The 22,223-nt window shown below is 67.9% G+C and carries 13 protein-coding genes; 12 read left to right on the forward strand and 1 reads right to left on the reverse strand.

All coding sequences use genetic code 11. The annotated features are described in order from the left end of the window. Window positions 1-104: 104 nt before the first annotated feature. Window positions 105-3,170, reverse strand: a complete 3,066-nt coding sequence (locus tag OOB33_RS10335) for an Rne/Rng family ribonuclease (protein ID WP_271008585.1) — start codon at window positions 3,168-3,170, stop codon at window positions 105-107. 1,019 nt (window positions 3,171-4,189) lie between these two features. Here OOB33_RS10335 and OOB33_RS10340 point away from each other — a divergent pair. The 12 genes from OOB33_RS10340 to OOB33_RS10395 all read left to right on the forward strand — a co-directional run bounded on the left by OOB33_RS10340 (window position 4,190) and on the right by OOB33_RS10395 (window position 22,217). Next, the gene (locus OOB33_RS10340) at window positions 4,190-5,197 is read left to right on the forward strand and encodes an RluA family pseudouridine synthase (protein ID WP_271008586.1); all 1,008 of its coding nucleotides are present in this window, start codon (window positions 4,190-4,192) and stop codon (window positions 5,195-5,197) included. Then, a complete protein-coding gene (locus tag OOB33_RS10345; RefSeq protein WP_271008587.1) occupies window positions 5,194-5,856 on the forward strand; it encodes an HAD family hydrolase in 663 nt (220 codons plus the stop codon). Before OOB33_RS10340 ends, OOB33_RS10345 begins: the two co-directional genes overlap by 4 nt. Before the next feature lie 63 nt (window positions 5,857-5,919). Beyond that, window positions 5,920-6,351: a Rieske (2Fe-2S) protein gene (locus OOB33_RS10350; RefSeq protein WP_271008588.1), complete on the forward strand. Its 432-nt coding sequence runs from the start codon at window positions 5,920-5,922 to the stop codon at window positions 6,349-6,351. A gap of 116 nt (window positions 6,352-6,467) precedes the next feature. Further along, window positions 6,468-7,529, forward strand: coding sequence for a S49 family peptidase (locus OOB33_RS10355; RefSeq protein ID WP_271008589.1), 1,062 nt, complete (start codon window positions 6,468-6,470; stop codon window positions 7,527-7,529). A gap of 555 nt (window positions 7,530-8,084) precedes the next feature. After that, window positions 8,085-9,320, forward strand: a complete 1,236-nt coding sequence (locus OOB33_RS10360) for a glycerophosphodiester phosphodiesterase (protein ID WP_271008590.1) — start codon at window positions 8,085-8,087, stop codon at window positions 9,318-9,320. 270 nt (window positions 9,321-9,590) lie between these two features. Then, window positions 9,591-10,517 carry a caspase family protein gene (locus OOB33_RS10365; RefSeq protein WP_271008591.1) on the forward strand — a complete coding sequence of 309 codons (927 nt, stop codon included), beginning with the start codon at window positions 9,591-9,593 and terminating at the stop codon, window positions 10,515-10,517. An 18-nt stretch (window positions 10,518-10,535) separates the two neighbouring features. After that, window positions 10,536-16,574, forward strand: coding sequence for a CHAT domain-containing protein (locus OOB33_RS10370; RefSeq protein ID WP_271008592.1), 6,039 nt, complete (start codon window positions 10,536-10,538; stop codon window positions 16,572-16,574). Window positions 16,575-16,820: 246 nt separating this feature from the next. Further along, window positions 16,821-18,044 (forward strand): urate hydroxylase PuuD, encoded by a 1,224-nt coding sequence (locus OOB33_RS10375; RefSeq protein WP_271008593.1) that lies wholly within the window; start codon window positions 16,821-16,823, stop codon window positions 18,042-18,044. Continuing rightward, window positions 18,041-19,354, forward strand: a complete 1,314-nt coding sequence (locus OOB33_RS10380) for a glycerate kinase type-2 family protein (RefSeq protein ID WP_271008594.1) — start codon at window positions 18,041-18,043, stop codon at window positions 19,352-19,354. The genes OOB33_RS10375 and OOB33_RS10380 overlap by 4 nt, the downstream gene beginning before the upstream one ends. 128 nt (window positions 19,355-19,482) lie before the next feature. After that, the gene (locus OOB33_RS10385) at window positions 19,483-20,247 is read left to right on the forward strand and encodes a Crp/Fnr family transcriptional regulator (protein WP_171825677.1); all 765 of its coding nucleotides are present in this window, start codon (window positions 19,483-19,485) and stop codon (window positions 20,245-20,247) included. A 162-nt stretch (window positions 20,248-20,409) separates the two neighbouring features. Further along, window positions 20,410-21,252 carry an HDOD domain-containing protein gene (locus OOB33_RS10390; RefSeq protein ID WP_133155150.1) on the forward strand — a complete coding sequence of 281 codons (843 nt, stop codon included), beginning with the start codon at window positions 20,410-20,412 and terminating at the stop codon, window positions 21,250-21,252. A 326-nt stretch (window positions 21,253-21,578) separates the two neighbouring features. Continuing rightward, window positions 21,579-22,217 carry a DUF47 domain-containing protein gene (locus tag OOB33_RS10395; RefSeq protein ID WP_171825678.1) on the forward strand — a complete coding sequence of 213 codons (639 nt, stop codon included), beginning with the start codon at window positions 21,579-21,581 and terminating at the stop codon, window positions 22,215-22,217. Window positions 22,218-22,223 lie beyond the last annotated feature (6 nt).

The following is a 22,223-nucleotide window of genomic DNA, read 5'->3' on the forward strand; positions in this document are numbered from 1 at the left end:
GCCTGGCTGGCGGTGCAGCGAGGCGGCATTGTCGGCGGGGCGGTCTAGGCTGCCCAGCCCTCTAAAGGGCGAGAGCTTCGGGCACGCCTCTTACCTCTTTCTATTTACTGCTCAAAAGGCAGCTTGAACTGCGAGAGGTCCTTGCGGGTCTCGACCAGCACCAGCGGGCCTTCGTCCAGGGCGACCATGGGCGGGCGCACGCGCGGCACATGGACCGGCTTGGGCTCGGCCGCAATGGCTTCCTGGGCGGCGCGGATCTTGTCCGCGTCGGAGTTCACCCATTGCAGACCGCTGGAGGCGGCGATGGCGTGCAACTCGTCCATCGGCAGAGCGAAGACCGGGGCCGGCGCTGCCACGGGCGCGGCAGGCGCAGCAGGAGCCGGAGCGGGGGCAGGTGCAGCGGCCGGCGTCGCGGCTGCTGCAGCGTCGCTCGCTTCCGGTGCCAGGCTCAGTTGCACCGGTGCGGCCGCAGGGGCTGCAGTGGCCTGGGCTTCTGCGCTGTCGCCCTGGGCGGCTGCGTGCTCGCTGCTCTGGCCTTCGGCCTGGTCGTCACGGCGCTCGCGGCGGCCACGATCGCGGCCACCACGGCGGCGGCGGCCTTCCTGGCCTTCACCCGCTTCGGGGCGATCGCCAGACTCGTGGCTGCCAGCTTCAGCGGCGGCGCCGTTGGCGCTTTCGCTGCCGGCTCCGCTCTCGGCCTCGCTGGCTGCCGCTGCCTTGGGCTCAGCGCCCTCGGCCGTGTCGGCGCCTTCAACCGCTTCACCGGCTTCGACGTTGCGACCCTCTTCGCGGTCACGGCCACCACGGCGGCGGCGGCGGCCACGGCCTTGACGCTCTTCACCGTTGGCGCCAGCGGCAGCCTCGGCGCCGTTTTCACCAGCGTTCAGCGCGCCTTCGGGCACGGTGTCGACGAAGTCGGCGGGGGTGTCGTTCAGGCTGGCGGGCAGGGCGGCAGCGGCTTGCTGCTGCTCGGCATTGCGCTCGACGCGCTCACCACGTTCGGCACGCTCACCGCGCTCGCTGCGTTCGCCACGTTCCGGGCGATCGCCGCGCGGGCGGCGGCCATCCGGACGCTCTGCACGTTCCGGGCGTTGGCCTTCGGCGCCTTCCGGGCGCTCGGCGCGCTCAGGGCGGCGGGCGCGTTCCGGACGCTCGGTGCGCTCGGGGCGGCCCTCTGCACGCGTTTCACCGCGAGCTTCCGAGCGGGGTTCGTTGCGGCCTGCGCCTTCGCGCTTGCCGTTGCGATCGCCACGCTCGCCGCCACGCTCACTACCGCGCTCGGCGCGGCCACCACGGCCACCGCGGGCGCCGTCACGGCCACCTTCGCGGCCGCCTTCACGCTTGCGCTCACCGCCTGCTGCTGCAGCAGTGCTGCCTGCGGCCGGCTTGGCGGCAGCAGGGGCCGCGGCCGGGGCTTCTGCCGGGCCACCGAACAGGCTCTTGATCCAGCCGAAGAAGCCACCGCCAGCGGCCGGGGCTGCGGCCACCGGTGCTGCGGCCGGCGATGCGGCGCGTGCTGCCGGCTCGGCCTTGGGGGCCGGTGCCGTGGGCATGGGCGCGGGTTGCTCGGGCAGGATGCCCTTGATCACCGGCTCTTGCTTGCTGCGGCCCTTGTCGCTGTCGCCGCGACGGGTGATGCCCACCTCGTCCTGCGGCTCTTCGATCATGGTGTAGCTGGCTTGCAGGTTTTCCAGACGCGGGTCGTCGTGGCGCAGGCGTTCCAGCTTGTAGTTGGGCGTTTCGAGGTGCTTGTTGGGCACCAGCAGCACGGTGACGCGCTGCTTCAGTTCGATCTTGGTGATCTCGGTGCGCTTCTCGTTCAGCAGAAAGGAGGTCACTTCCACCGGCACTTGCACATGCACGGCGGCGGTGTTGTCCTTCATCGCCTCTTCCTGGACCATGCGCAGGATCTGCAGCGCCGAAGACTCGGTGTCGCGGATGTGGCCGGTGCCGTTGCAGCGCGGGCAGGTGATGTGGTTGCCTTCGCTGAGGGCCGGGCGCAGGCGCTGGCGGCTCATTTCCAGCAGGCCGAACTTGCTGATGGAGGCGAACTGCACGCGGGCGCGGTCATTGCGCAGGGCATCGCGCAGGCGCTGCTCGACTTCGCGGCGGTTCTTCGACTCTTCCATGTCGATGAAGTCGACCACGATCAGGCCGCCCAGGTCGCGCAGACGCATCTGGCGCGCGATTTCATCGGCGGCTTCGAGGTTGGTGCGGGTGGCGGTTTCTTCGATGTCGCCGCCGCGGGTCGAGCGGGCCGAGTTGACGTCCACCGACACCAGCGCTTCGGTGTGGTCGATCACGATGGCGCCGCCCGAGGGCAGGTTGACCGTGCGGCTGTGGGCGGTTTCGATCTGGTGTTCGATCTGGAAACGGCTGAACAGCGGCGCGTCGTCGCGGTAGCGCTTCACGCGATGGCCCTGGTCGGGCATCACGTGGTTCATGAACTGGTGGGCCTGTTCGAACAGGTCGTCGGTGTCGATCAGGATTTCACCGACATCGGCGGTGAAGTAGTCGCGGATCGCGCGGATCACCAGGCTGGATTCCTGGTAGATCAGGTAGGCGCCCTTGCCACCCTTGGCCGCATCGTCGATGGCGGTCCAGAGCTTGAGCATGTAGTTCAGGTCCCACTGCAGCTCGGCGGCGGAACGGCCGATGCCGGCGGTGCGGGCGATCAGGCTCATGCCCTTGGGGTATTCGAGCTGGTCGAGGTTTTCCTTCAGCTCTTCGCGGTCTTCGCCCTCGATGCGGCGGCTCACGCCACCGCCGCGCGGGTTGTTGGGCATCAGCACCAGGTAGCGGCCGGCCAGCGAGACGAAGGTGGTCAGGGCTGCGCCCTTGTTGCCGCGCTCTTCCTTTTCGACCTGGACCAGCAGTTCCTGGCCTTCCTTGATGCAGTCCTGGATGCGTGCGGTGCGCACGTCCACGCCTTCGCGGAAGTACTGGCGGGCGATTTCCTTGAAGGGCAGGAAACCGTGGCGGTCTTCGCCGTAATCGACGAAACAGGCTTCGAGCGAGGGCTCGACGCGGGTCACGACCGCTTTGTAGATATTGCCCTTGCGCTGTTCGCGGCCTTCGATTTCGGTCTCGAAGTCGAGCAGCTTCTGGCCATCAACGATTGCGAGGCGCCGTTCTTCCGGCTGCGTCGCATTGATCAGCATGCGTTTCATTGACATCACTCCTCGCGCGCGGCCGTCGGGTTTCTGGCCCGAGCGGTTCGCGCGCTCACACATCGCGTCACCGCGGCGGCGTCAATCCGGAAGGACCGAAGCCGGGCGGCGACTCATCGATGCACGGGCGATGCGGAGGAACCGAGGAAGGAATCGCCCTGGACTGACCCTGATCGCCACCGGTGTGGGTGGACGCTCAGTGGGCCAGCGTTGGCGCGTGCGGCGCAACAGGCGGCGCGGAGGCCCGCTCCCATGAACGCGCAGCGCGGGCGCCAAAGGCCCGGGGATGCTGCGCGGCCCGGCCACGGCGGCGCGCCAGCCTCGCCGGCGCGGGGCCGGGGCTGCATGCAAAGCGGTGGGGGGTGGGGGGAGTGAGGGAAATCATCCGCGAGGACTGTTGGACGCGAGCAGCAGGCGGTCTGACTCTTGATCGACCGGCCTGCCGCCGTGGAATACCTTGTCTGCATGCCCCATGCGCCCCGCGATTCAAAGGTCGGCGGCGCCCATACGGCGTGGTTCGTTCTACATCGCTCTGCCACACACACTCAGCCGCCGCCGTGTCACTTGGGGACAGGGCCCGCCGCTGGGCATTTGTGTTGCATCACCAGTTGTTGATGGGGTTCAAGACCACGTGCTTGACGGGCATCAAGCCCCATCGCCACCTCGCCGCCGTGGCCCTGACCTGAGTCTGGCCTTGATTCCTGCCCGATCCTGCGCGGGCCTGAGCCCGGGTAAAATCAGAAAAATCAAATACTTACGGCAGTAACGTGGTGAGCAACATTATAAGGGCTAAAGCCAGAGCACCGGCCGCCACAGAAACCCGGAAGTCCGGCCCCAAATCGGGCGCTGCCAGCGCTGCCAAAACACCCGGCCGGGCCACCGACAAAACCGCCCGCCCGGGCAACAAGGCGCCGGCCCGAGCCGGCGGCCGCCGAGCCGGCCCCTTGCTGGGCGAGCGGGTGCCGGTGAAGCCCGGAGCGCGCCCATTGGGTACGTCGGAGGCTTCGGCGCGAAAGCCGGTGGCCGAGGCAACAGCCCCGCTGCCGCCCTCGGCCGCCCAGGTCCGCCGCGTGGTGATCGACGACGGTTCGGCCGGCCAGCGACTGGACAACTTCCTGCTGCGCGAGCTCAAGGGCGTGCCCAAAACCCATGTCTACCGCGTCATCCGGGCTGGTGAGGTGCGGGTGAACAAGGGCCGGGCGCAGGCCGACACACGGCTGGAGCTCGGCGATGAGGTGCGCATCCCGCCGGTGCGCCTGCCCGAGCGGGCAGCGGAAGCCGCGGGGGAGTACGTGCCGCCGCGCGAGTTCCCGGTGGTTTTTGAGGACGATCACCTGCTGGCCATCAACAAGCCGGCCGGCGTGGCCGTGCACGGCGGCTCGGGCGTCAGCTTCGGCGTGATCGAACAGCTGCGCCAGGCCCGGCCGCAGGCCAAGTTTCTGGAGCTGGTGCACCGTCTGGACCGGGAAACCTCGGGCCTTTTGCTGATCGCCAAGAAACGCAGCGCCCTGGTCGCGCTGCAGGACCAGTTTCGCGAGCGCGAAACCGGCAAGACCTATGCCGCCCTGGTGGCCGGGGTCTGGCCGGCCAATCTGAAGGTGATCGACGTGCCCTTGCTCAAGTTCGTGGGCAGCGATGGCGAGCGCTGGGTGAGGGCGGTGACAAGTTCCCACGACCCGCAGGCCGAGCAGGCCAAGCGTTCGATCAGCCTGGTCAAGGTGGCCCAGGCCCTGAATGGCTACAGCCTGCTGGACGTCACCATCAAGACCGGGCGCACGCACCAGATCCGCGTGCACCTGGCCCATGGCGGCCACGCCATCGTCGGCGACCCCAAGTACGGCGATTTCGAAGCCAACCGGGCCCTGGCCCGCGGCGAGCACCGCTTCGAGCGCATGTTTCTGCACGCCCAGCGTCTGCGCTTCAACCATCCGGCCCGCGAGGGCGAGGAGATCGAGCTGCTGGCGCCGCTGCCCGAGGAATGCCTGCGCTTGATTGCGGCCCTGAAGCCGAGCAAGGACGCAAAATGAGCCGGCCTCAGCGTTTCGATTTGATCGCGTTTGATTGGGACGGCACCCTGTTCGACTCCACGGCCCTGATCACCCGCAGCATCCAGAACGCGGCGGTGGACCTGGGTCTGCCGCGGCCCAGCGACACACAGGCCAGCTATGTGATCGGCATGGGCTTGCAGGCGGCCATGGCGCATGCGGTGCCCGATCTGCCTGAGGCGCGCTTTGCCGAAATGGGCGAGCGCTTTCGCCACCATTACCTGGCGGCCCAGCATGAGGTGATTCTGTTTCCCGGGGTGCCGGAGATGCTGGCCGACTTGCAGGCCCGCCACCACTGGCTGGCGGTCGCCACCGGCAAGAGCCGCCGCGGCCTGGACGAGGCCATGCGCGCGGTCGGCCTGGACCAGCTCTTCGATGGCAGCCGCACTGCCGATGAAACCCGCAGCAAGCCCCATCCGCAGATGCTGCTGGAGCTGATGCGCGAGTTCGGTGCGGAGCCCGAGCGCACCTTGATGATTGGCGACACCACCCATGACCTGCAGCTGGCGCTGAACGCCGGCTGTGCCAGCGTCGGGGTCAGCTACGGTGCCCACGATCACCGCAGTTTTGCCGAGTTCCAGCCCCTGCATGTGGCCCACAGCGTGGCTGACTTGCAGCAATGGCTGCTGCAGCATGCCTGAGGGCCGGTGGTCCGCCGACCTGTCCTGATTTCAGCCTTGATGGATTTGAACAAGAAGCCCTCGATGAGCCTCCCGCCCAGCCTCACCCCACCGCCGTCTTCGGAATCGCCACAAGCCGAGGGCCTGCCTTTGTGCAACTCCGAGGCGCTGCAGGAGCGTGGCCGTGCCCACACCTTTGATGTGCAGCAGTACCGCGAGCCGGCGCGGGCCTTTGCCCTGCGCTTCGATGGCCAGGTGGTGGCCTATCTGAACCGCTGCGCCCATGTGCCGACCGAGATGGATTGGCAGGAGGGCGAGTTCCTTGATGGCGACAAGCAGTACATCATGTGCTCCATTCACGGCGCGGTGTACGACCCGCTGACCGGCCGCTGCGTCACCGGCATGTGCGGTCGCATGGGCCTGACCAAGATCGAGGTGCAGGAGCGCGAGGGCGTGGTCTATTGGTATCCTTCCCGAGACACCCGCCCCGCAGCGCCGGCACCCAAAGCCGAGTAGGCTGGCGGCCAAACCAGGCGACCCCGGATCGATTTGGCCCTTTTCGCGGCCTTTTTCGGCCTTCTTCGGGGCTCGCCCCGAACGAACACTCTGAACAGAACGAGCCGTACCCCAAGATGAGCAACCATGACGAACTGCCGCGGCCGATTGCGGACCCGGTGATTGAAGGCGCTCCGCTGGCGAGCGAGCCGGCCGCGCGGCCTGGCCCTGCGACAGCAGCGGCCGCCGCTGCGGCCAGCCCGGCGTCCGGCGCCGCAGCGTATGAGCCTTTGCTGGCCGAATTCGCCCGCGAGTACCTGCGCGACCGCCGCAGCGAGCGCCGCTGGCGGCTGGTCTTCCGCATGTTCTGGTTGCTGGTGCTGGCCTTCGGTGCTTGGCTGTTTCTGTACCCGCCGCATCTGCACCGGCCCAGCAACAACACGCCGCACACCGCCTTGGTTGAGGTGCGCGGCGAGATCGCGGCCGACACCGAGGCCAGCGCCGAGCTGATCCTGTCGGCTCTGAAAGATGCCTTTGAGGACCCCGGCTCGCAGGCCGTGGTGCTGCGCATCAACTCGCCCGGCGGCAGCCCGGTGCAAGCCGGCATCGTCTACGACGAGATCCAGCGCCTCAAGGCCCTGCATGGCAAGAAGGTGTTTGCCGTGGTCGAGGAAATGTGCGCCTCGGGCGCCTACTACATCGCCGCGGCTGCAGACGAGATCTATGTGGACAAGGCCTCGGTTGTGGGTTCGATCGGTGTGCTGATGGACGGCTTTGGCTTCACCGGCCTGATGGGCAAGCTGGGCGTCGAGCGCCGTCTGCTCACCGCCGGCGAGAACAAGGGCATGCTGGACCCCTACAGCCCGGTCTCGCCCAAGCAGCAGGCGTTCGCCCAGGCCATGCTGAACCAGATCCACCAGCAGTTCATTGCCGTGGTGCGCGAGGGGCGCGGCAAGCGCCTCAAGGAAACGCCGGAGATGTTCTCCGGCCTGTTCTGGAATGGCGAACAGGCCGTCAAGATGGGCTTGGCCGATGAGTTCGGCAACCTGGACTATGTCGCCCGCGAGGTGGTCAAGGCCGAGGAAGTGATCGACTACACGCCGCGCGAGAACGTGGCCGAACGCCTTGCCAAGCGCTTCGGCGCCGCCCTTGGCGAAGGTGCGGTCAAGGCCGCGCGAGGCGGTTTGAGCATGCGCTGAATCACGGCAAACATTGGATATCCAAGGAGGGGGCGAGTCCGGGGGGATTCGCCCCTTTTTGCTGCGCAGCATCCATCCTTGGGGATGGCGGCTGTAGGTACGAAGCAGCCCTTGGATCGGTTGTTGATCGGGCCGACTGGGCGCTCTGCTCCGCTCATGTCCCCCGACCCCAGCCCGCGGCTGGGGTCTCCTCCTTGACTTCACTTCGCAGAGCACCCAGCCGTCCCGATCCAGCAAGGCCTTGCTCCTTCGGCGAAAACGCCGAGCGGTCGCACTGACAAGGGGTGTCGGGTGAGTGCTGAAGCGAAGTAAAGGAGGAGGGCCGCGCGAAGCGCGGGCCGGGGGACATGAGCGGAAGCACTTGCCCGATGCACCGTGGCACCAGCCTAACCTTCAACGGCAGCTCTGTGCCAGAACCAGCCCCTGCCACATCCGCTGCTGGATGTTTGCAGGTAGTCCGTTTGGCTCATGAACGTTCATCGGCATGGTGAGAACTTTCACGGGGAATGAGGAATATGGCTCACGTCTTGTTGTTGTAGACCGGAGAGTCCCCCCATGCACACGAATCTGAATTTCACCGTCCTGGCCGCTGTGGCCGCTTTGTCTGGCTTGGCCGCCGCGCCGGCACAAGCCTGGAATACTTTGGATGGCAAGGCTCCGCTGGTGATCGCCCATCGCGGCGCCTCGGGCTACCTGCCCGAGCACACCTTGGAAGGCTATGCCAAGGCCATCCAACTGGGCGCGAACTACATCGAGCCCGACTTGGTGATGACGCGCGACGGCGTGCTGGTGGCCCGCCACGAGCCGGTGATCGGCGATTCGACCAATGTGCGCTCGCTGGCCCATTTTGCCGATCGCATGACGACCAAGACCATCGATGGCGTCAAGTACGAGAACCAGTTCTTCGTCGAAGACTTCACTCTGGCCGAACTGAAGACCTTGGGCGCCAAGCAGACCCGCGCCGGCCGCCCGACCGAGTTCGATGGCCAGTTCAAGGTCCCGACCCTGGACGAAGTGATTGCGCTGGCCAAGGCCAAGAGCATCGAGACCGGCCGCACCATCGGCATCTATCCCGAGCTCAAGCACTCGACCTATATGCAGGGCGTCTCGCAAAGCCTGGGTTTCGGCAAGACTTACTTTGAAGACAAGCTGGTCTCGACCCTGCACGCTGCCTACGGCAACACGGGCGCCGCACCGGTCTTCATCCAGAGCTTTGAAGTCAGCAATCTGCAGTACCTGAACACCAAGACGGACATCAAGTTGGTGCAGCTGGTTGATGCCGATGACGTCAATGCCGACGGCTCGATGTCTCTGGTGGCACCTTACGACCGCCCCTTCGATGTGGCCGTGCGCAATGGCAAGCTGACCTTTGCCGATCTGGTCAGCAACGTCGGCCTGTCCTTCGTCGCGACCTATGCCGACGGCGTCGGCCCCTGGAAGCCCTATCTGCTCAAGACCGTGGCTGACGGCGTGGACCGCACCGGTGATGGCATCGTCAACGGCCAGGACCGCCGCATCGACGGCAGCACCGGCGTGATCGAAGCGGCCCATGCTAACGGCCTGTTCGTCCACACCTGGACCTTCCGCAACGACGCCTCCATGCTGGGCTTCAACGACCCGCAAAAGGAAATGGAAGCCTATCTGAAGATGGGCGTGGACGGCATCTTCACCGACTTCACCGACACCGGTGTCGCCGCCGTGGCGGCCGTGCCCGAGCCGCAAACCTATGCCCTGCTGCTCAGCGGCTTGGGCGTGATCGGCTGGCTGGGTCGCCGCCGCAACAGGGCCTGAGCGCTGCGGCCCTGTGGGCCGTTCACGGGCACGAAGTCGACGCAAAGCCGCAGGGCATGCCCCTGCGGCTTTTCTTTTTCCCTGGCGCGATTTGTTGCCCGCGCACCCTGGGTGAAACCCGTGGCTGTTTGGGCAATCTGAACCTAGGGGTTTCGTCCTGTTCGCATGTCGCCCAAGATGGCCGCCGGCTCCGCGCCGGCCGCTTCGGGCTGAGATCGCTGGCCGTTCATCCGAGACCCTCCGCGTTCATCTTTGTCAGGAGATCCGACCATGGCCAGCAAGAAAACTGCCGCCTCCAAGCCGCTGCTCATACCCAAGGCAGCGTCCCTGCACATCGGCCTGAATGCCGTCAGCCCGGCGGCTTACGGGGGCTGGAGCGGGCCGCTGGCGGCCTGCGAGTTCGATGCCCAGGACATGGCGGCCATAGCCAAAGCCCAGGGCATCGCCAAACCCGCGGTGCTGCTCACGCAAAAGGCGACGCGCGCGGCCGTGCTGGCACAGATGCGTGCGGCGGCCAAGAGCTTGAAGGCGGGTGATTTCTTCCTGCTCAGCTACTCCGGCCATGGCGGCCAGGTGGCCGACAGCAATGGCGACGAGCCGGACAAGAAGGACGAGACCTGGTGCCTGTTTGACGGCCAACTGATCGATGACGAGCTCTATTTCGAGCTCAGCCGCTTTGCCGCCGGTGTGCGCATCCTGGTGCTGTCCGACAGCTGCCACAGCGGCAGCGTCACACGCGCCTTCCCACCGCCGCCACCGCCGCCGGATCAGCGCCCCAAGCTCATGCCCGAAGAAGTGGCCAACCGCGTCTACCGCGAGCACCAGGCCTTCTACGACAAGCTGCAGGACGATGTGATGAAGGCGGCGGCCAGGGCGGCTTCGGCCGCACCTGTGGACCCCGATGCGGCCCTGGCTTTGGTGGGGGCCGCGGCGCAGGCCAGCAAGCTGGTGGGGCGCTTCCGGCCGGCCGTGCTCTTGATCTCGGGCTGTCAAGACAACCAGACCTCGATGGACGGTCCGCACAACGGCGCTTTCACCGGCCAATTGCTCAAGGTCTGGAACAACGGCGCCTTCAGCGGCAATTACTCGGCCTTCCATGCCCGCATCCGCGCCGGTCTGCCGCCCAGCCAGTCGCCCAATCTCTTCGTCCTGGGGCCGGCTGCGGCCTTTCTTGCGCAAAAGCCTTTCACTGTCTGAGCCTTGCTGGAGCCCGCCATGCCCGCTGCTGCCGCCCCCATCCCTCTGCGCCTCAGTGCCCGCGCCAGCGGCCAGGCTCAGCTGCCTCAGCTGCTGATGCCAGCCACCCGCGCGGCGGGCACGCCGCAAGAGCAGGGCGATGTGTTTTTTCCGGCCGGCTACCTCCAGCCCCTGGCCAGCTTCGAGACCAGCCCGGCCGCGCGCAGCAGCGTGGCCGGTGCCTCCCAGCATGAGGCTGCGCTGGCACCGGATGCCCTGATGCTGATCGAGCTGGCCGATGGCAGCAGCCTGATCACCAGTGCCGCACGCCTGCAGCAAAGCCTGCGCCTGAGCCACCCCGAGTTGCTCGACCCTGCGACAGGTGCCATCCTGCTGGAGCAGCTGCGCCAGCAAGGCGCCGCCCCCAGCCGCGGCCTGGGCGAGGCCGTCGGCGGCCTGATCAGCAGGGTCTTCACCTTCGCGGCCGGCGACAAGCCTGATGGCATCATCAAGCTGGCTCTGAGCAAGCTGGCAGACAAGGCCGAGCTCGGCGTCACCTGGGCCGGCACCCGGGCGCTGATGTGGGCCATCGAGTGCCAGCTGGACCAGGAGCCCGGGCTGTACCGCTGGGTCTCGGCCACCGGCAAAGCGCAAGACCTGGCCCCGCACGGCCTGGACCTGCTCACGCCGGTGGACCCGGCCACGGCCCAGCCCATGCTGGTGTTTGTGCATGGCACCGGTTCCAGCTCGCTGGGCAGCTTTGGCGAGCTGCGCAACGGCGACCGCGATCTCTGGGGCGCGCTGGAGGCGCGCTTCCGCGGTGGCATCTTTGCCTTCGAGCACCGCACCCTGTCCGAAAGCCCGATCGAGAATGCGATCGCCCTGGCGCGCTCCCTGCCCATCGGCGCCCATGTCAACCTGGTCTCGCACTCCCGCGGCGGCCTGGTGGCCGATCTGCTCTGCCTGGACAAATTTGACGATCTGATCGAGCGTTATGCCTATGCCTTCGAAGGCACGGGCGTGGCCGATGAAGCGGAGAACCAGCGCATCCGCGCTGAGCTGGATGCAGGACATGCCGAGCAGCGCGAGCAGCTGCGCACCCTGGCCCGGGTGCTGCGTGAGCGCCGCCTGGTGGTGCAGCGCTATGTGCGTGCCGCCTCGCCGGCCAGCGGCACCAAGCTGGCCAGCGGCAATTTCGATGTCTTTCTCTCCGGCCTGCTGAGCCTGATCGGCCGCGTGCCGGTGTTCTTCGGCAGCCCGTTGTACTCGGCCTTCAAGCGCGTGGTGATCGAGATCGCCAAGAACCGCACCGATGCCCACCTGGTGCCCGGCATCGAGGCCATGCTGCCCGATTCGCCGCTGGCCCGTCTGCTGCGCGAAGCGCCGGTGCGGCCCGGCACGCAGATGGCGGTGATTGCCGGTGATATCGAGGGCGGCGGCCTCTTGCGCCGGGTGGGCGTGATGTTGACCGACTACCTGCTCTTCGACATGGACGACAACGACCTGGTCGTCAACACCAGCGCCATGCTGGCCGGCATCGCCCCCAAGCTCTCGGCCCGGGTGCTGTTCGATCGCGGCGCCGATGTTTCGCACTTCCGCTATTTCGTCAATGCCGACACACGCAGCGCCTTGCGCGACTGGCTGACCCACAGCGAGCCGGCCCGCCTGCCCAACTTTCACGACCTGCCGGCTCAGGCCGACTTTGCCGCGGCCATGGCCGCCGCCCTGGCGGCCAGCAGCAGCCGCGCGGTGGGCGCGGACACGCGGCCCATCGTCGTGGTGTTGCCCGGCGTGATGGGCTCGCATCTGCGCGCCGGCCCCAAAGACCGGGTCTGGTTCGATCCCCTGGACATTGCTGCGGGTGGTCTGGAAAAGCTGGTCTGGCAGGAGGGTGGGGCCGGGGTGGAAGCCGAAGAGCTGTTCGCCATGTTCTACGGCAAGCTGTGCGAGCACCTGAGCAAGAGCCACCGGGTCGAGCCTTTCCCCTACGACTGGCGCCAGCCGCTTGACGTGCTGGCCGAGCGCCTGGGGCAGTTCCTCGATCGCCTGCTCAAGGAAAGCGACCAACCCATTCGCCTGCTGGCCCACAGCATGGGTGGCCTGGTGGTGCGTGCCTGCATCCACAAGCGCCGCGCGGTGATGGACAGCCTGATGGCGCGCGAGGGCGCCCGTCTGCTGATGCTGGGCACGCCGCACCAGGGCGCGCACTCCATGGTCGAGAACCTGATCGGCAAAGGCGACACCTTGCGCACCCTGGTGCGCCTGGACATGACCCACGATATGCAGGAGGTGCTGGACATCATTGCCGGCTTTCGCGGCGCTCTGCAGCTGCTGCCCAAGCCTGGCTTTGTTGACACCTTCCAGGGCCTGCCCGAGGGGGGCGTCAGCCTGGCCTACCAACAGGCCGAGACTTGGGCCGAGCTCAAAGGCCTGGTGCGCGATTTCTGGTTCGGCAACGGCCGCGCCGGCACCCCGCCCCAGCCCGTGCTGGATGCCGCCAGCTGGTTGTGGCAGCAGGATGGCCCGGGGCTGCCCAGCCTGCCTCTGGCCTACGCGAGCAAGAGCGTCTACATCTTTGGCCAGGCGCCCAACACGCCATGCGGCATTCGCATCGAAGGCAAGGACAACTCTCGCCGGCTCAAGATGGTGGGCACCACCCGTGGCGATGGCACGGTCAGCTGGGACTCCGGCCGCATCGGCGGCATCGGCCGCTTCTTCTACATGCCGGCCGCGCATGGTGACCTGCTGGCCACGCCGGCCCATTTCCCGGCGCTGGTGGAGCTGCTGACCTCGGGGCAGACCGCCCGCCTGGCCGTCAACCCGCCGGCCCAGCGTGCCATCGAGCAGGCCATGCCCACGCATTACGACGCCGGCCCGCCGAGCGCCGAGGACCCCGATGCCTTGCTGCGCGGCCTGCTCGGCGCCTCGGCCCGCGACCGCGTACCGGCCCGCACCAAGCGACGGCTGGAGGTCCAGGTGCGTGCCATGGATCTGCGTTTCGTGACCGATCCCATCATGGTGGGCCACTACCTGCGCGACCCGATTGCCGGTGCCGAGAGCCTGATTGACCGCGAGCTGCTCAGCGGTGAGCTCAGCGAGCGCCACAGCCTGGGCCTGTATGCCGGCAGCCGCGGTTCTGCCGTGGTGGTGCTGCGCGTGCCCGGTGATGCCGAGCGCCGCCGCGGCAACCTCAGTGGTGCCGTGGTGACCGGCCTGGGTTCTTACGATGTGCCACTCAACCCGGCCGACCTGACCGAGGCGGTGCGCACCGGCGCGCTGCGTTACCTGCTGCAGGTCATCGATGTGCTGGGCAAGGGCGAGCGAGAGCTGACCCTGGCCAGCCTGCTGCTGGGCTACAACTCTTCGGCCAATCTGACCGTGGCGGCTTCGGTTGAGGCTCTGGTGCGCGGCGTGATGGAGGCCAATGCGCGCTTCTTCGCTACCACCGGTCTCAACATCCGCATCGGCCGCTTGGATTTGATCGAGCTCTACCTCGACACCGCCATCAGCGCCACCTATGCCTTGCGCCAGCTCAGCGCCACGCTGAGTGACCAGGCCGAGCGCCAGGGCACTTCCTTGCTCTGCCGCGGTGAGCTGCAGCAGGGCGAGGGCCTGCGCTCGCGCCTCTTCGATGCCGGCAGTGCCAGCTACTGGCCGCGCCTGATCGTCGCCGATGCCGACCGCAGCGCCGATGCCCCTGCTCCGGCCGGCAACAGTGCCGCAGCGCTCGCCCAGCGCCTGCGCTACACCTATGTCGGCCAGCGCGCCCGGGCCGAATCGGTGGCGCTGCAGCGGCAGCCGGGTTTGATCGAGCAGCTGGTCAGCCAGCAGATCGGCAATCCGATTTGGAACGAAGACTTCGGCCGCCTGCTCTTCCAGCTGCTGGTGCCGCATGACTTCAAGGACGCCGCTCGGCAATTGGACCGGGTGGTGCTGGTGGTCGATGCCTACACTGCCAACCTGCCCTGGGAGCTGCTGCTCGGTGACGACCCCGAGCGCCCGGCCGAGGAAAAGCTGCCTCTGGCCCTGCGCACGGCTGTGGTGCGCCAGCTGGCCTCGCCACGGTTCCGCAATGTCGTGCGTCAGGGCAGCGGCCGGCGCGCGCTGGTGATCGCCAACCCCAGCAGCGAGGGCTTTGCCAAGGGCTTCCCGCTGATCGGCGGCCAGGCCAGCGCTGCACCGCCGGATCTGCCTGGCGCCGAAGCCGAGGGCCAGCAGATCACGGCTTTGCTGAGCCGCATCGGCTACGAGGTCGAGTCCCAGGTCGGCAACTGGCTTCGGGCCAGCGATGTGTTGGCCAAGCTGTACAGCCAGCCCTGGCGCTTGCTGCACATCTCGGCCCACGGGGTGTTCAACCTCACGCATGCCGATGGTCAGGCGCGCAGCGGCGTGCTGCTCTCGGACGGTCTCTTGATCACTGCCGCCGAGATCGAGGCCATGGAGACCGTGCCCGAGCTGGTGTTCCTGAACTGCTGCCACCTCGGCCAGGTGGACCCGGCCGGCAAAGGCCAGGGCAGCAACAAGCTGGCCGCCAGCGTGGCCCGCGAGCTGATCGAGATCGGCGTGCGCTGTGTCATCGTCGCTGGCTGGGCTGTTAACGATGAATCGGCGCGGCGCTTCGGCCAGGTCTTCTACGAGCAGCTGCTGCTGCGCCGCCAGAGCTTTGGCGATGCCGTCTTCCGGGCCCGCCGTGCGGTCTGGGACAGCCACCCCGAGGACATCACCTGGGGCGCCTTCCAGGCCTATGGCGACCCGGGCTGGATGGCTGAACCACAGGGGCAGGGCGGGGACGAGGCCCGCCGTGCAGATGTGGGCGAGGGTGGAGGCCCGCCCCTGTTCGTCTCGCCCGAGGAATGGCTGGACGAGCTGGCACGGCTGCGGGCGGATCTCTCGCGCCGCCGCGATCACCTGAGTGCGCGTGAGCTTGAGGCCTTGGGCCAGCGTGTGCAGGACACCCTGGACCGGCGCTGCCCGGCCGGTTGGCTGGAGCTGCCGCAGCTGCAGTCGGCGCTGGGCCGCACCTGGATGGAGCTGGGCCAGCTGGAGCAGGCGCGCGAGGCCTTGCTGCGCGCGGTGCAGGCGGTGGATCGCAGCGGCGCCGTGCCGATTTCGGATCTGGAAAAGCTGGTCGATGTGGAGACGCGCCTCGGCGAGGCGCAGGCGGTCGACGCGCTGAGCCGCTCGACCCAGGCGGGCAAGGCGGGCAAGCCTGGCTCTCACGCAGCCGAGCCTCTGGACACCGGCCTGATCGAGCTGGCCCTGCGCCGCCTCGACGGCCTCGATGTCTTGCTGGCCGGGCCGGCCGCTGCAGCGCAGGACGCGCTTCCGGCCTCCAACCACTCCGAGCGCACGGCCTTGCGCGGCAGCGCCTGGCAGCGCCTGGCCAGCTTGCAGGCGCGGCGCTTGCTCAGCGGCCAACTGGACATGGCGGCGGCCGATGAGGCCGCGCGCTTGATGGACCAGGCCTTGCAGAACAGCGTGGCGGCCTACAAGGCCGGCGAGGGGCAGCCGGGTAGCGATAGCTTCAGCGCCTGCCATGCGCTCTACCGCCTGGCTCTGGATGCCCTGACCGATTGGCAGAGCCCGGCCCAGCGCGACGCGGCCATCGCCCTGGCCCAGCAATGCCGGCGCGATGCGGCGCAGAAGTTCGCCATCGAGCCCAGCCCCTGGGACTTGCTGATCCAGCCCGAAGCCTTGTTGGTCGAGCGCCTGCTTGACGGCAGCCTGGGGCGTGCCGGCGAAGAAGGGCGGCGCGCGCAGGAAGATCTCGCCAGTGCCTATCTGCAAGCGCTGGACGGCGTCAGCGCCCGACCGGCGCAGCTGGAAGCCATGGTCAACCGGCTGGAGCGGCTCTCGCGCTTCCACGATGCCCTGGCCCTGGTGCGCTACCGTGACGAGGCGCTGGAGCGCACCGCGGCCGGCCTGGCCGACCTGGCCGCGCGCCTGCTACCCGGGCGGGCGCTGCGCGCGGATCGGCCCCGCACGGGCGCCGAGGCACTGCAGGCCGGGGCTGCAGTCAAGCCGGCCGCCAAGTCAGGCTCCAAGCCAGCGGCGAAGGCCAAAGCCAAGCGCCGTTGAGCATGGCGTTCCGGGCCTGTCAGAGCGTCGACTGAAAGAAAACCCGAACAGGCGGGTGGGGCGGAACTGTATACACTTTGCCCACTCGTCGCAGCGGAGCGCTGCCGGCGTGCCGCGCGGCCCGGCTGCCCCGCGGCGGCGGGCAGAGGAGTCGGGCCAGGCTTTGCGCTGGCCCCACGCGACAGGGATTGCAGCTCACAGCGCCCGCCTGTGGTGAGCCGCCTCTGACTCGGAACCGCTTCAACCATGGATGTTTTCTCGCCCGCCTATCTGCTGGACTGGGCTGCCTTGCTGCTGCGCTGGCTGCATGTCATCGTCGGCATTGCCTGGATCGGCGCCTCCTTCTACTTCGTCTGGCTGGACAACCATTTGCAAAAGCCCAGCGCGCCCGAGCTGCGCGCGCGGGGCGTGGATGGCGAGCTCTGGGCCGTGCACGGCGGCGGCTTCTACAACCCGCAGAAGTACATGGTGGCGCCGCCTGATCTGCCGCAGCAGCTGCACTGGTTCTACTGGGAAAGCTACTGGAGCTGGATCAGCGGCTTTGCGCTCTTTGTGCTGCTGTACCTGGCCAACGCCAACACCTATCTGATCGATCCCCGCGTGCATGCCTGGAGTGCGCCGGCCGCTGTGGCCGCGGCCCTGGGCTTTCTGGCCTCGGGCTGGTTGGTCTACGACCAGATCTGCCGCCGCTTCGGCCGCAAGGCCGATGGCAGCATCGGCAACGACGGCCGGGTGCTGGGCCTGATTGCGGTCTTTGTCGTGGGCGCCAGCTGGGCGGCCAGCCAGCTGTTTGCCGGCCGTGCGGCCTTTCTGATCATCGGCGCCATGCTGGCCACGATGATGAGCGCCAATGTGCTGTTCTGGATCATCCCGGGCCAGAAGCAGGTGATTGCTGACATGCGCGCCGGCCGGCCGGTCAGCCCGGTGTTCGGCCAGCGCGGCAAGCAGCGCAGCGTGCACAACACCTATTTCACCCTGCCGGTGCTGATTGCCATGCTGTCCAACCACTACGGCATGCTCTACAGCCATGCCCAGAACTGGCTGGTGCTGGTGCTGCTGATGGCGGTGGGCGTGCTGGTGCGGGTGTTCTTCGTCCAGCGCCACAAAGGCGTGCAGGACTGGCGCTTTGTGGCGGCCGCGCTGGCCCTGCTGGCGGGCTTGATCGTCTGGATGGCGCCGCGGTCGGCGCCGGCCCCAGATGCATTGGCAGCAGCGGCATCAGCTCCTGCAGCCCCGGGCATGGCCGAGGTGCAAGCCATCGTCACGCAGCGCTGTGTGATGTGCCATAACGCACAATTGGCGCAGAAGGGGGTGCAGCTGCACAGCCCCGAGCTGATCCGTCACAACGCCCAGGCGCTCTACCAGCAGGCCGTGGTGCAAAAACTCATGCCCATGAACAACGCCACCCAGATCACCGACGCGGAGCGCGCCCTGCTGGGCCGCTGGTTCGAGGCCGGAGCCCAGCCTTGACCCTGCCCGACCCCAAGGCCTTGCTGCGCCAGCTCTACCAGGCGGCCGTGGACCGCGCCTTGCCGGCGCGCACCCTGGCGGCCGAGCTGCCGCCCGCGCCACCGCGTGGCCGCACCTTGGTGCTCGGGGCCGGCAAGGCGGCCGGCGCCATGGCGCAGGCGCTGGAGGCCGCCTTGCAAGCGCAATGGCCGGCCGACGCGCCCGTCTCGGGCCTGGTGATCACGGCCTATGGCCACACCCCGCCGGGCTACCGGCCGCGGCGCCTCGAGCTGGTCGAAGCCGCCCACCCGGTGCCCGACGCCGCAGGCCAGGCCGCGGCGCAGCGCATGCTGGCCCTGTGCCAGGGCCTGAGCGTCGACGATCTGGTGATCTGCCTGATCTCGGGCGGGGGCTCCTCCCTGCTGAGCCTGCCGGCCGCGGGCCTGAGTCTGGCCGACAAGCAGGCGCTGAACCGGGCCCTGCTGCACAGCGGCGCTTCGATCGGCGAGATGAACTGCGTGCGCAAGCACCTCTCGGCCATCAAGGGCGGGCGCCTGGCGGCGGCTTGCGCGCCCGCGCAGGTCCTGACCCTCTTGATCAGCGATGTGCCTGGCGATGAACCCGGCGTGATCGCCTCCGGCCCCACGGTGGCCGATGCCAGCAGCTGCCGCGATGCCCTGGCCATTTGCGCCCGCTACCGCCTGAGCCTGCCGGCTGCGGCGCGCGCCGGGCTAGAGTTGGGCGCCTTCGAGACGGTCAAGCCGGGCGAGGCCTTCTGGGCCCAGCAGCGGCTGCGCATGCTGGCCACGCCGCAGATGAGCCTGGAAGCGGCGGCCGAGGCCGCGCGCGCGCTGGGCCTGGCCGCTCACATCCTCAGCGACGAGGTCGAGGGCGAGGCGCGCGAGGTGGGCCGTGTGCATGCGGCGCTGGCCCGCGCGGTGGCGCGGCGCGGCCAGCCTTTTCCCAAGCCCTGTGTGCTGATCTCGGGTGGCGAGACCACGGTCACCGTGAAGCCCCCGCCACCGGGGCAAGCGCTCGGGCAGGGCGGCCGGGCCACCGAGTTCTTGCTGGCCTGCGCCATCGCCCTCGATGGCGAGGGCGGCGTCTACGGCCTCTCGGCCGATACCGATGGCATCGACGGTGTCGGTGACAACGCCGGCGCCTTCCTCACGCCCAGCAGCCTGGCCCGCGCCCGCGCCCTGGGCCTGAACCCCCGCGCCGAGCTGGACGCCCACAACGCCCGCGGCTTCTTCGCGCCCCTGGGCGATCTCTTGGTCACCGGGCCCAGCTTCACCAATGTCAACGACTTTCGCGCCTTGCTGATTCTCTGAGCGGTTCGCTGAGTGATCGTCCGTGACGGCAGCGCCTGGCGCCGGCCTAGCTCCGCATGCTTTGACCTTGCTCAAAGACAAAGCCGCGCTTCTGGCCGACAGTGGCAACCATCGTTCTCATGCCACTCATGTCATTGCCCATCTTGGACAAGGTCCTCACTCCCGCCACGCCGACCCCTGCTGCTGCGCCCTCGCTGGTGCCGGCCTCGGTGTGGACCACGCTGTTCGGCCCGCCACGCCTGGCGGCCGATGAGCTGCGGGGTCTGCAGGAACTGGCCCGGGTGCGCAGCCTGTGCAGCGGCGCCTGTGCCTTCAAGCGTGGCGATCCGGCTGACACCCTGGTGGCCGTGCTCGAAGGCGCGGTCGGCCTGGGCACCCATGCCAGCGGCAGTGCCACGGCGCCGGCCATGCCGGGGCAGGGCGGCCAGTTCCAGCTCGAGCGCGCCATCCATGGCCCGCAGTGGCTGGACAACAGCAGCGCCTGGCTGGAAAAAGGCCGCACCCAGGACGCCCAGGCCTTGATGCCGGCGCGGCTGCTGGAGCTGCCGGTCAGCGGCGTGCGGGTGCTGCTGAACCGCCACCCGGTGATGAGCGAGCGATTGCTGCAATGCCTGGCCCAGTCGGTGCAGAACCTGACCGGTGCGGCCCATGATTTGATGGCCAAGGACGCGCAAAAGCGCCTGGCGACCTGGCTGCTGCAACGCAGCCCGGCCAGCGGTGAAGAGGTGGCCCTGCGCGAGCGCAAGCGCGAGCTGGCTGCCCAACTGGCCATCACGCCCGAGACCCTCTCGCGCCTGCTGCGCCAGCTGATGAGCGCCGGCCTGATCGAGGTGCGCGGCTACTCCATCAAGCTGCTCAATCTGGCGGCGCTGCAGAGCCTGGCCCAGGGCTGAAGCCGGCGCCAGCCGGCGGCAAGCGCCGCGCAAACGTGCATTGTTGGCTCCAGCATGAATACACCGCCTTCGCGGCGCATTTGCAGGCTTTGAAGCGGCCAAGCCCTCACTTAGACTGCAAGCGAACACGGGCCCGTCGACCCGTTCAGCCAGGAGAGCAATGTGACCGCAGCAGCCATGGCAGCCGCCGAAAAATTCTTCGAGAAGAACAATGCCCTGCCCACCATGCCCGAGGTGGCCAGCCGCTTGATTCGCAGCTTTGACGACGAGAACATCAGCCTCGGTGCCGTTGCCGATCTGATCGGCAAGGACGCCGCCCTGGCGGCCAAGGTCCTGCGCCTGGCCAACTCGGCGCGCTACAGCCCCTCGCACCAGATCTCCAGCCTCAACGACGCGGCCGCCGCGCTGGGCATGGAGACCTTGCGCAATCTCTCGCTGGCCGCCTGCCTCTCCAGCGCCTTCCCGGTCATCCCGGGCCTGGACCGCACCCTGTTCTGGCGCCACAGCATTGCCACAGCGGCCTATTCGCGCATCCTCAGCCGCATGCTGCAGCTCGATGCCGACACCGCTTATCTGTCCGGCCTGATGCTGCGCACCGGCCAGCTCTTGATGGCGCTGCGCGACCCCGAGCTGGTGGCCGATGTCGAGGCCCATGCGGCCGAACCGGGCAGCCGCTTCTCGCTGGAGATGCACCGCTTTGGCTGCACCCATGCTGACGTCACCGCCTGCCTGGCCGCGCACTGGCATTTCCCGGCGCCCATGGTCGAGGCCTTCAAGGACGCCGACACGCCGATGGAGATCCGCCCCTTCTCGCTGATGGCGGCCGTGCTGCATCTGGCCGAGGTGCTGGCCGACGCGGCCGAGCACCATGACAACCCCAGCCAGTCCCTGCTGGTGGCGGTGCCCGAACTGGTCGAGCACCTGCACCTGGACCTGGCCTTCCTGGAGGCCAAGATCACGGCCGCGGGCGATGTGACCAGCGATGTCGAGCAACTGCTCAGCTAGCAAGACCTGACCCGCCCCGCGCCCTCCAAGCCGGCCGCCTTCACGTGAAGGCGGTTTTTTTTCGCTTTCGGTCGGGCGGTGCGAGGCGCCGGCTGCCTGTTGTTTTCACCCCTGGATGAGGGTTTGAGTGCGCTCCCGAGGCCGGCGGGTGGCCGGGGATGCGAAAATATGTGGTTTGTCGTCATCACGGTGACACAAATCAGCACTAGCCCTTGTTGACAAGGGCAAAATCCGGCCGCTGACCCCCAAGGCGGGCGAGAGGCGCCCGCTTTTGGCGGGATGCTCTGGCGCCCACGGCCCCCATTCAAGTCCCCCAGGAGTATTCGATGTTCAGTAGCCTGATGCCACAGCGCAGGGAGTTCTATGAGCTTCTTGCGGCGCACTCAGACCGCGTGGTTGCCGGTGCCAACGCCATGTTGCGCCTGGTCAACAGCCTCGGTGAGCGCAACCAAGATGTGGCAGCGCTGGCCCAGGAGGTCGATCAGAACGAGAAGAGCGCCGACAAGATCAAGGCGGCCTTGATCCAGTTGCTGCACAAGTCCTTCACCACGCCGATCAACCGCGACCAGATCCACACCCTGACGATCGAGATCGATCAGGTCATCAACGCCCTGCGCCGTGTGGCCCAGGCGGTGGAGATGTACAACATCACCGACTCCACGGTCGAAGGCCGCGAAATGGCCTCGCTGGGCGCCGACGCTTGCCTGCGTCTGAACCAGGCCGTCAGCCTGTTGGGCGACAAGAAGCGCACCGCCGAGATCATCGACCTGTGCAAGCAGATCGAGGTGATCGAGTCCAAGGGCGACCGCATCGAGCGCAGCGCGGTGACCCGCCTGTTCGAGGCCGGCGGCAGCCCCTGGATCGCCATGAAGATGCGGGAGTTCTACGGCCTGCAAGAAGACGTGCTGGACTGCTGCGAAGACGCCGCCAAGACGATTGAAGAAATCCTGATCGAGAACTCCTGAGGACAT

Origin of the sequence: Paucibacter sp. B51, assembly GCF_027863535.1 — a bacterium.
In the GTDB taxonomy this organism is placed as follows: Bacteria; Pseudomonadota; Gammaproteobacteria; order Burkholderiales; family Burkholderiaceae_C; genus Paucibacter_A; species Paucibacter_A aquatilis.

Coding starts and splice junctions, on each gene's coding strand:
- OOB33_RS10335 (WP_271008585.1), bottom strand. CDS start 3,170: ATGAAACGCATGCTGATCAATGCGACGCAGCCGGAAGAACGGCGCCTC.
- OOB33_RS10345 (WP_271008587.1), top strand. CDS start 5,194: ATGAGCCGGCCTCAGCGTTTCGATTTGATCGCGTTTGATTGGGACGGC.
- OOB33_RS10350 (WP_271008588.1), top strand. CDS start 5,920: ATGAGCCTCCCGCCCAGCCTCACCCCACCGCCGTCTTCGGAATCGCCA.
- OOB33_RS10355 (WP_271008589.1), top strand. CDS start 6,468: ATGAGCAACCATGACGAACTGCCGCGGCCGATTGCGGACCCGGTGATT.
- OOB33_RS10360 (WP_271008590.1), top strand. CDS start 8,085: ATGCACACGAATCTGAATTTCACCGTCCTGGCCGCTGTGGCCGCTTTG.
- OOB33_RS10365 (WP_271008591.1), top strand. CDS start 9,591: ATGGCCAGCAAGAAAACTGCCGCCTCCAAGCCGCTGCTCATACCCAAG.
- OOB33_RS10370 (WP_271008592.1), top strand. CDS start 10,536: ATGCCCGCTGCTGCCGCCCCCATCCCTCTGCGCCTCAGTGCCCGCGCC.
- OOB33_RS10375 (WP_271008593.1), top strand. CDS start 16,821: ATGGATGTTTTCTCGCCCGCCTATCTGCTGGACTGGGCTGCCTTGCTG.
- OOB33_RS10385 (WP_171825677.1), top strand. CDS start 19,483: ATGTCATTGCCCATCTTGGACAAGGTCCTCACTCCCGCCACGCCGACC.
- OOB33_RS10395 (WP_171825678.1), top strand. CDS start 21,579: ATGTTCAGTAGCCTGATGCCACAGCGCAGGGAGTTCTATGAGCTTCTT.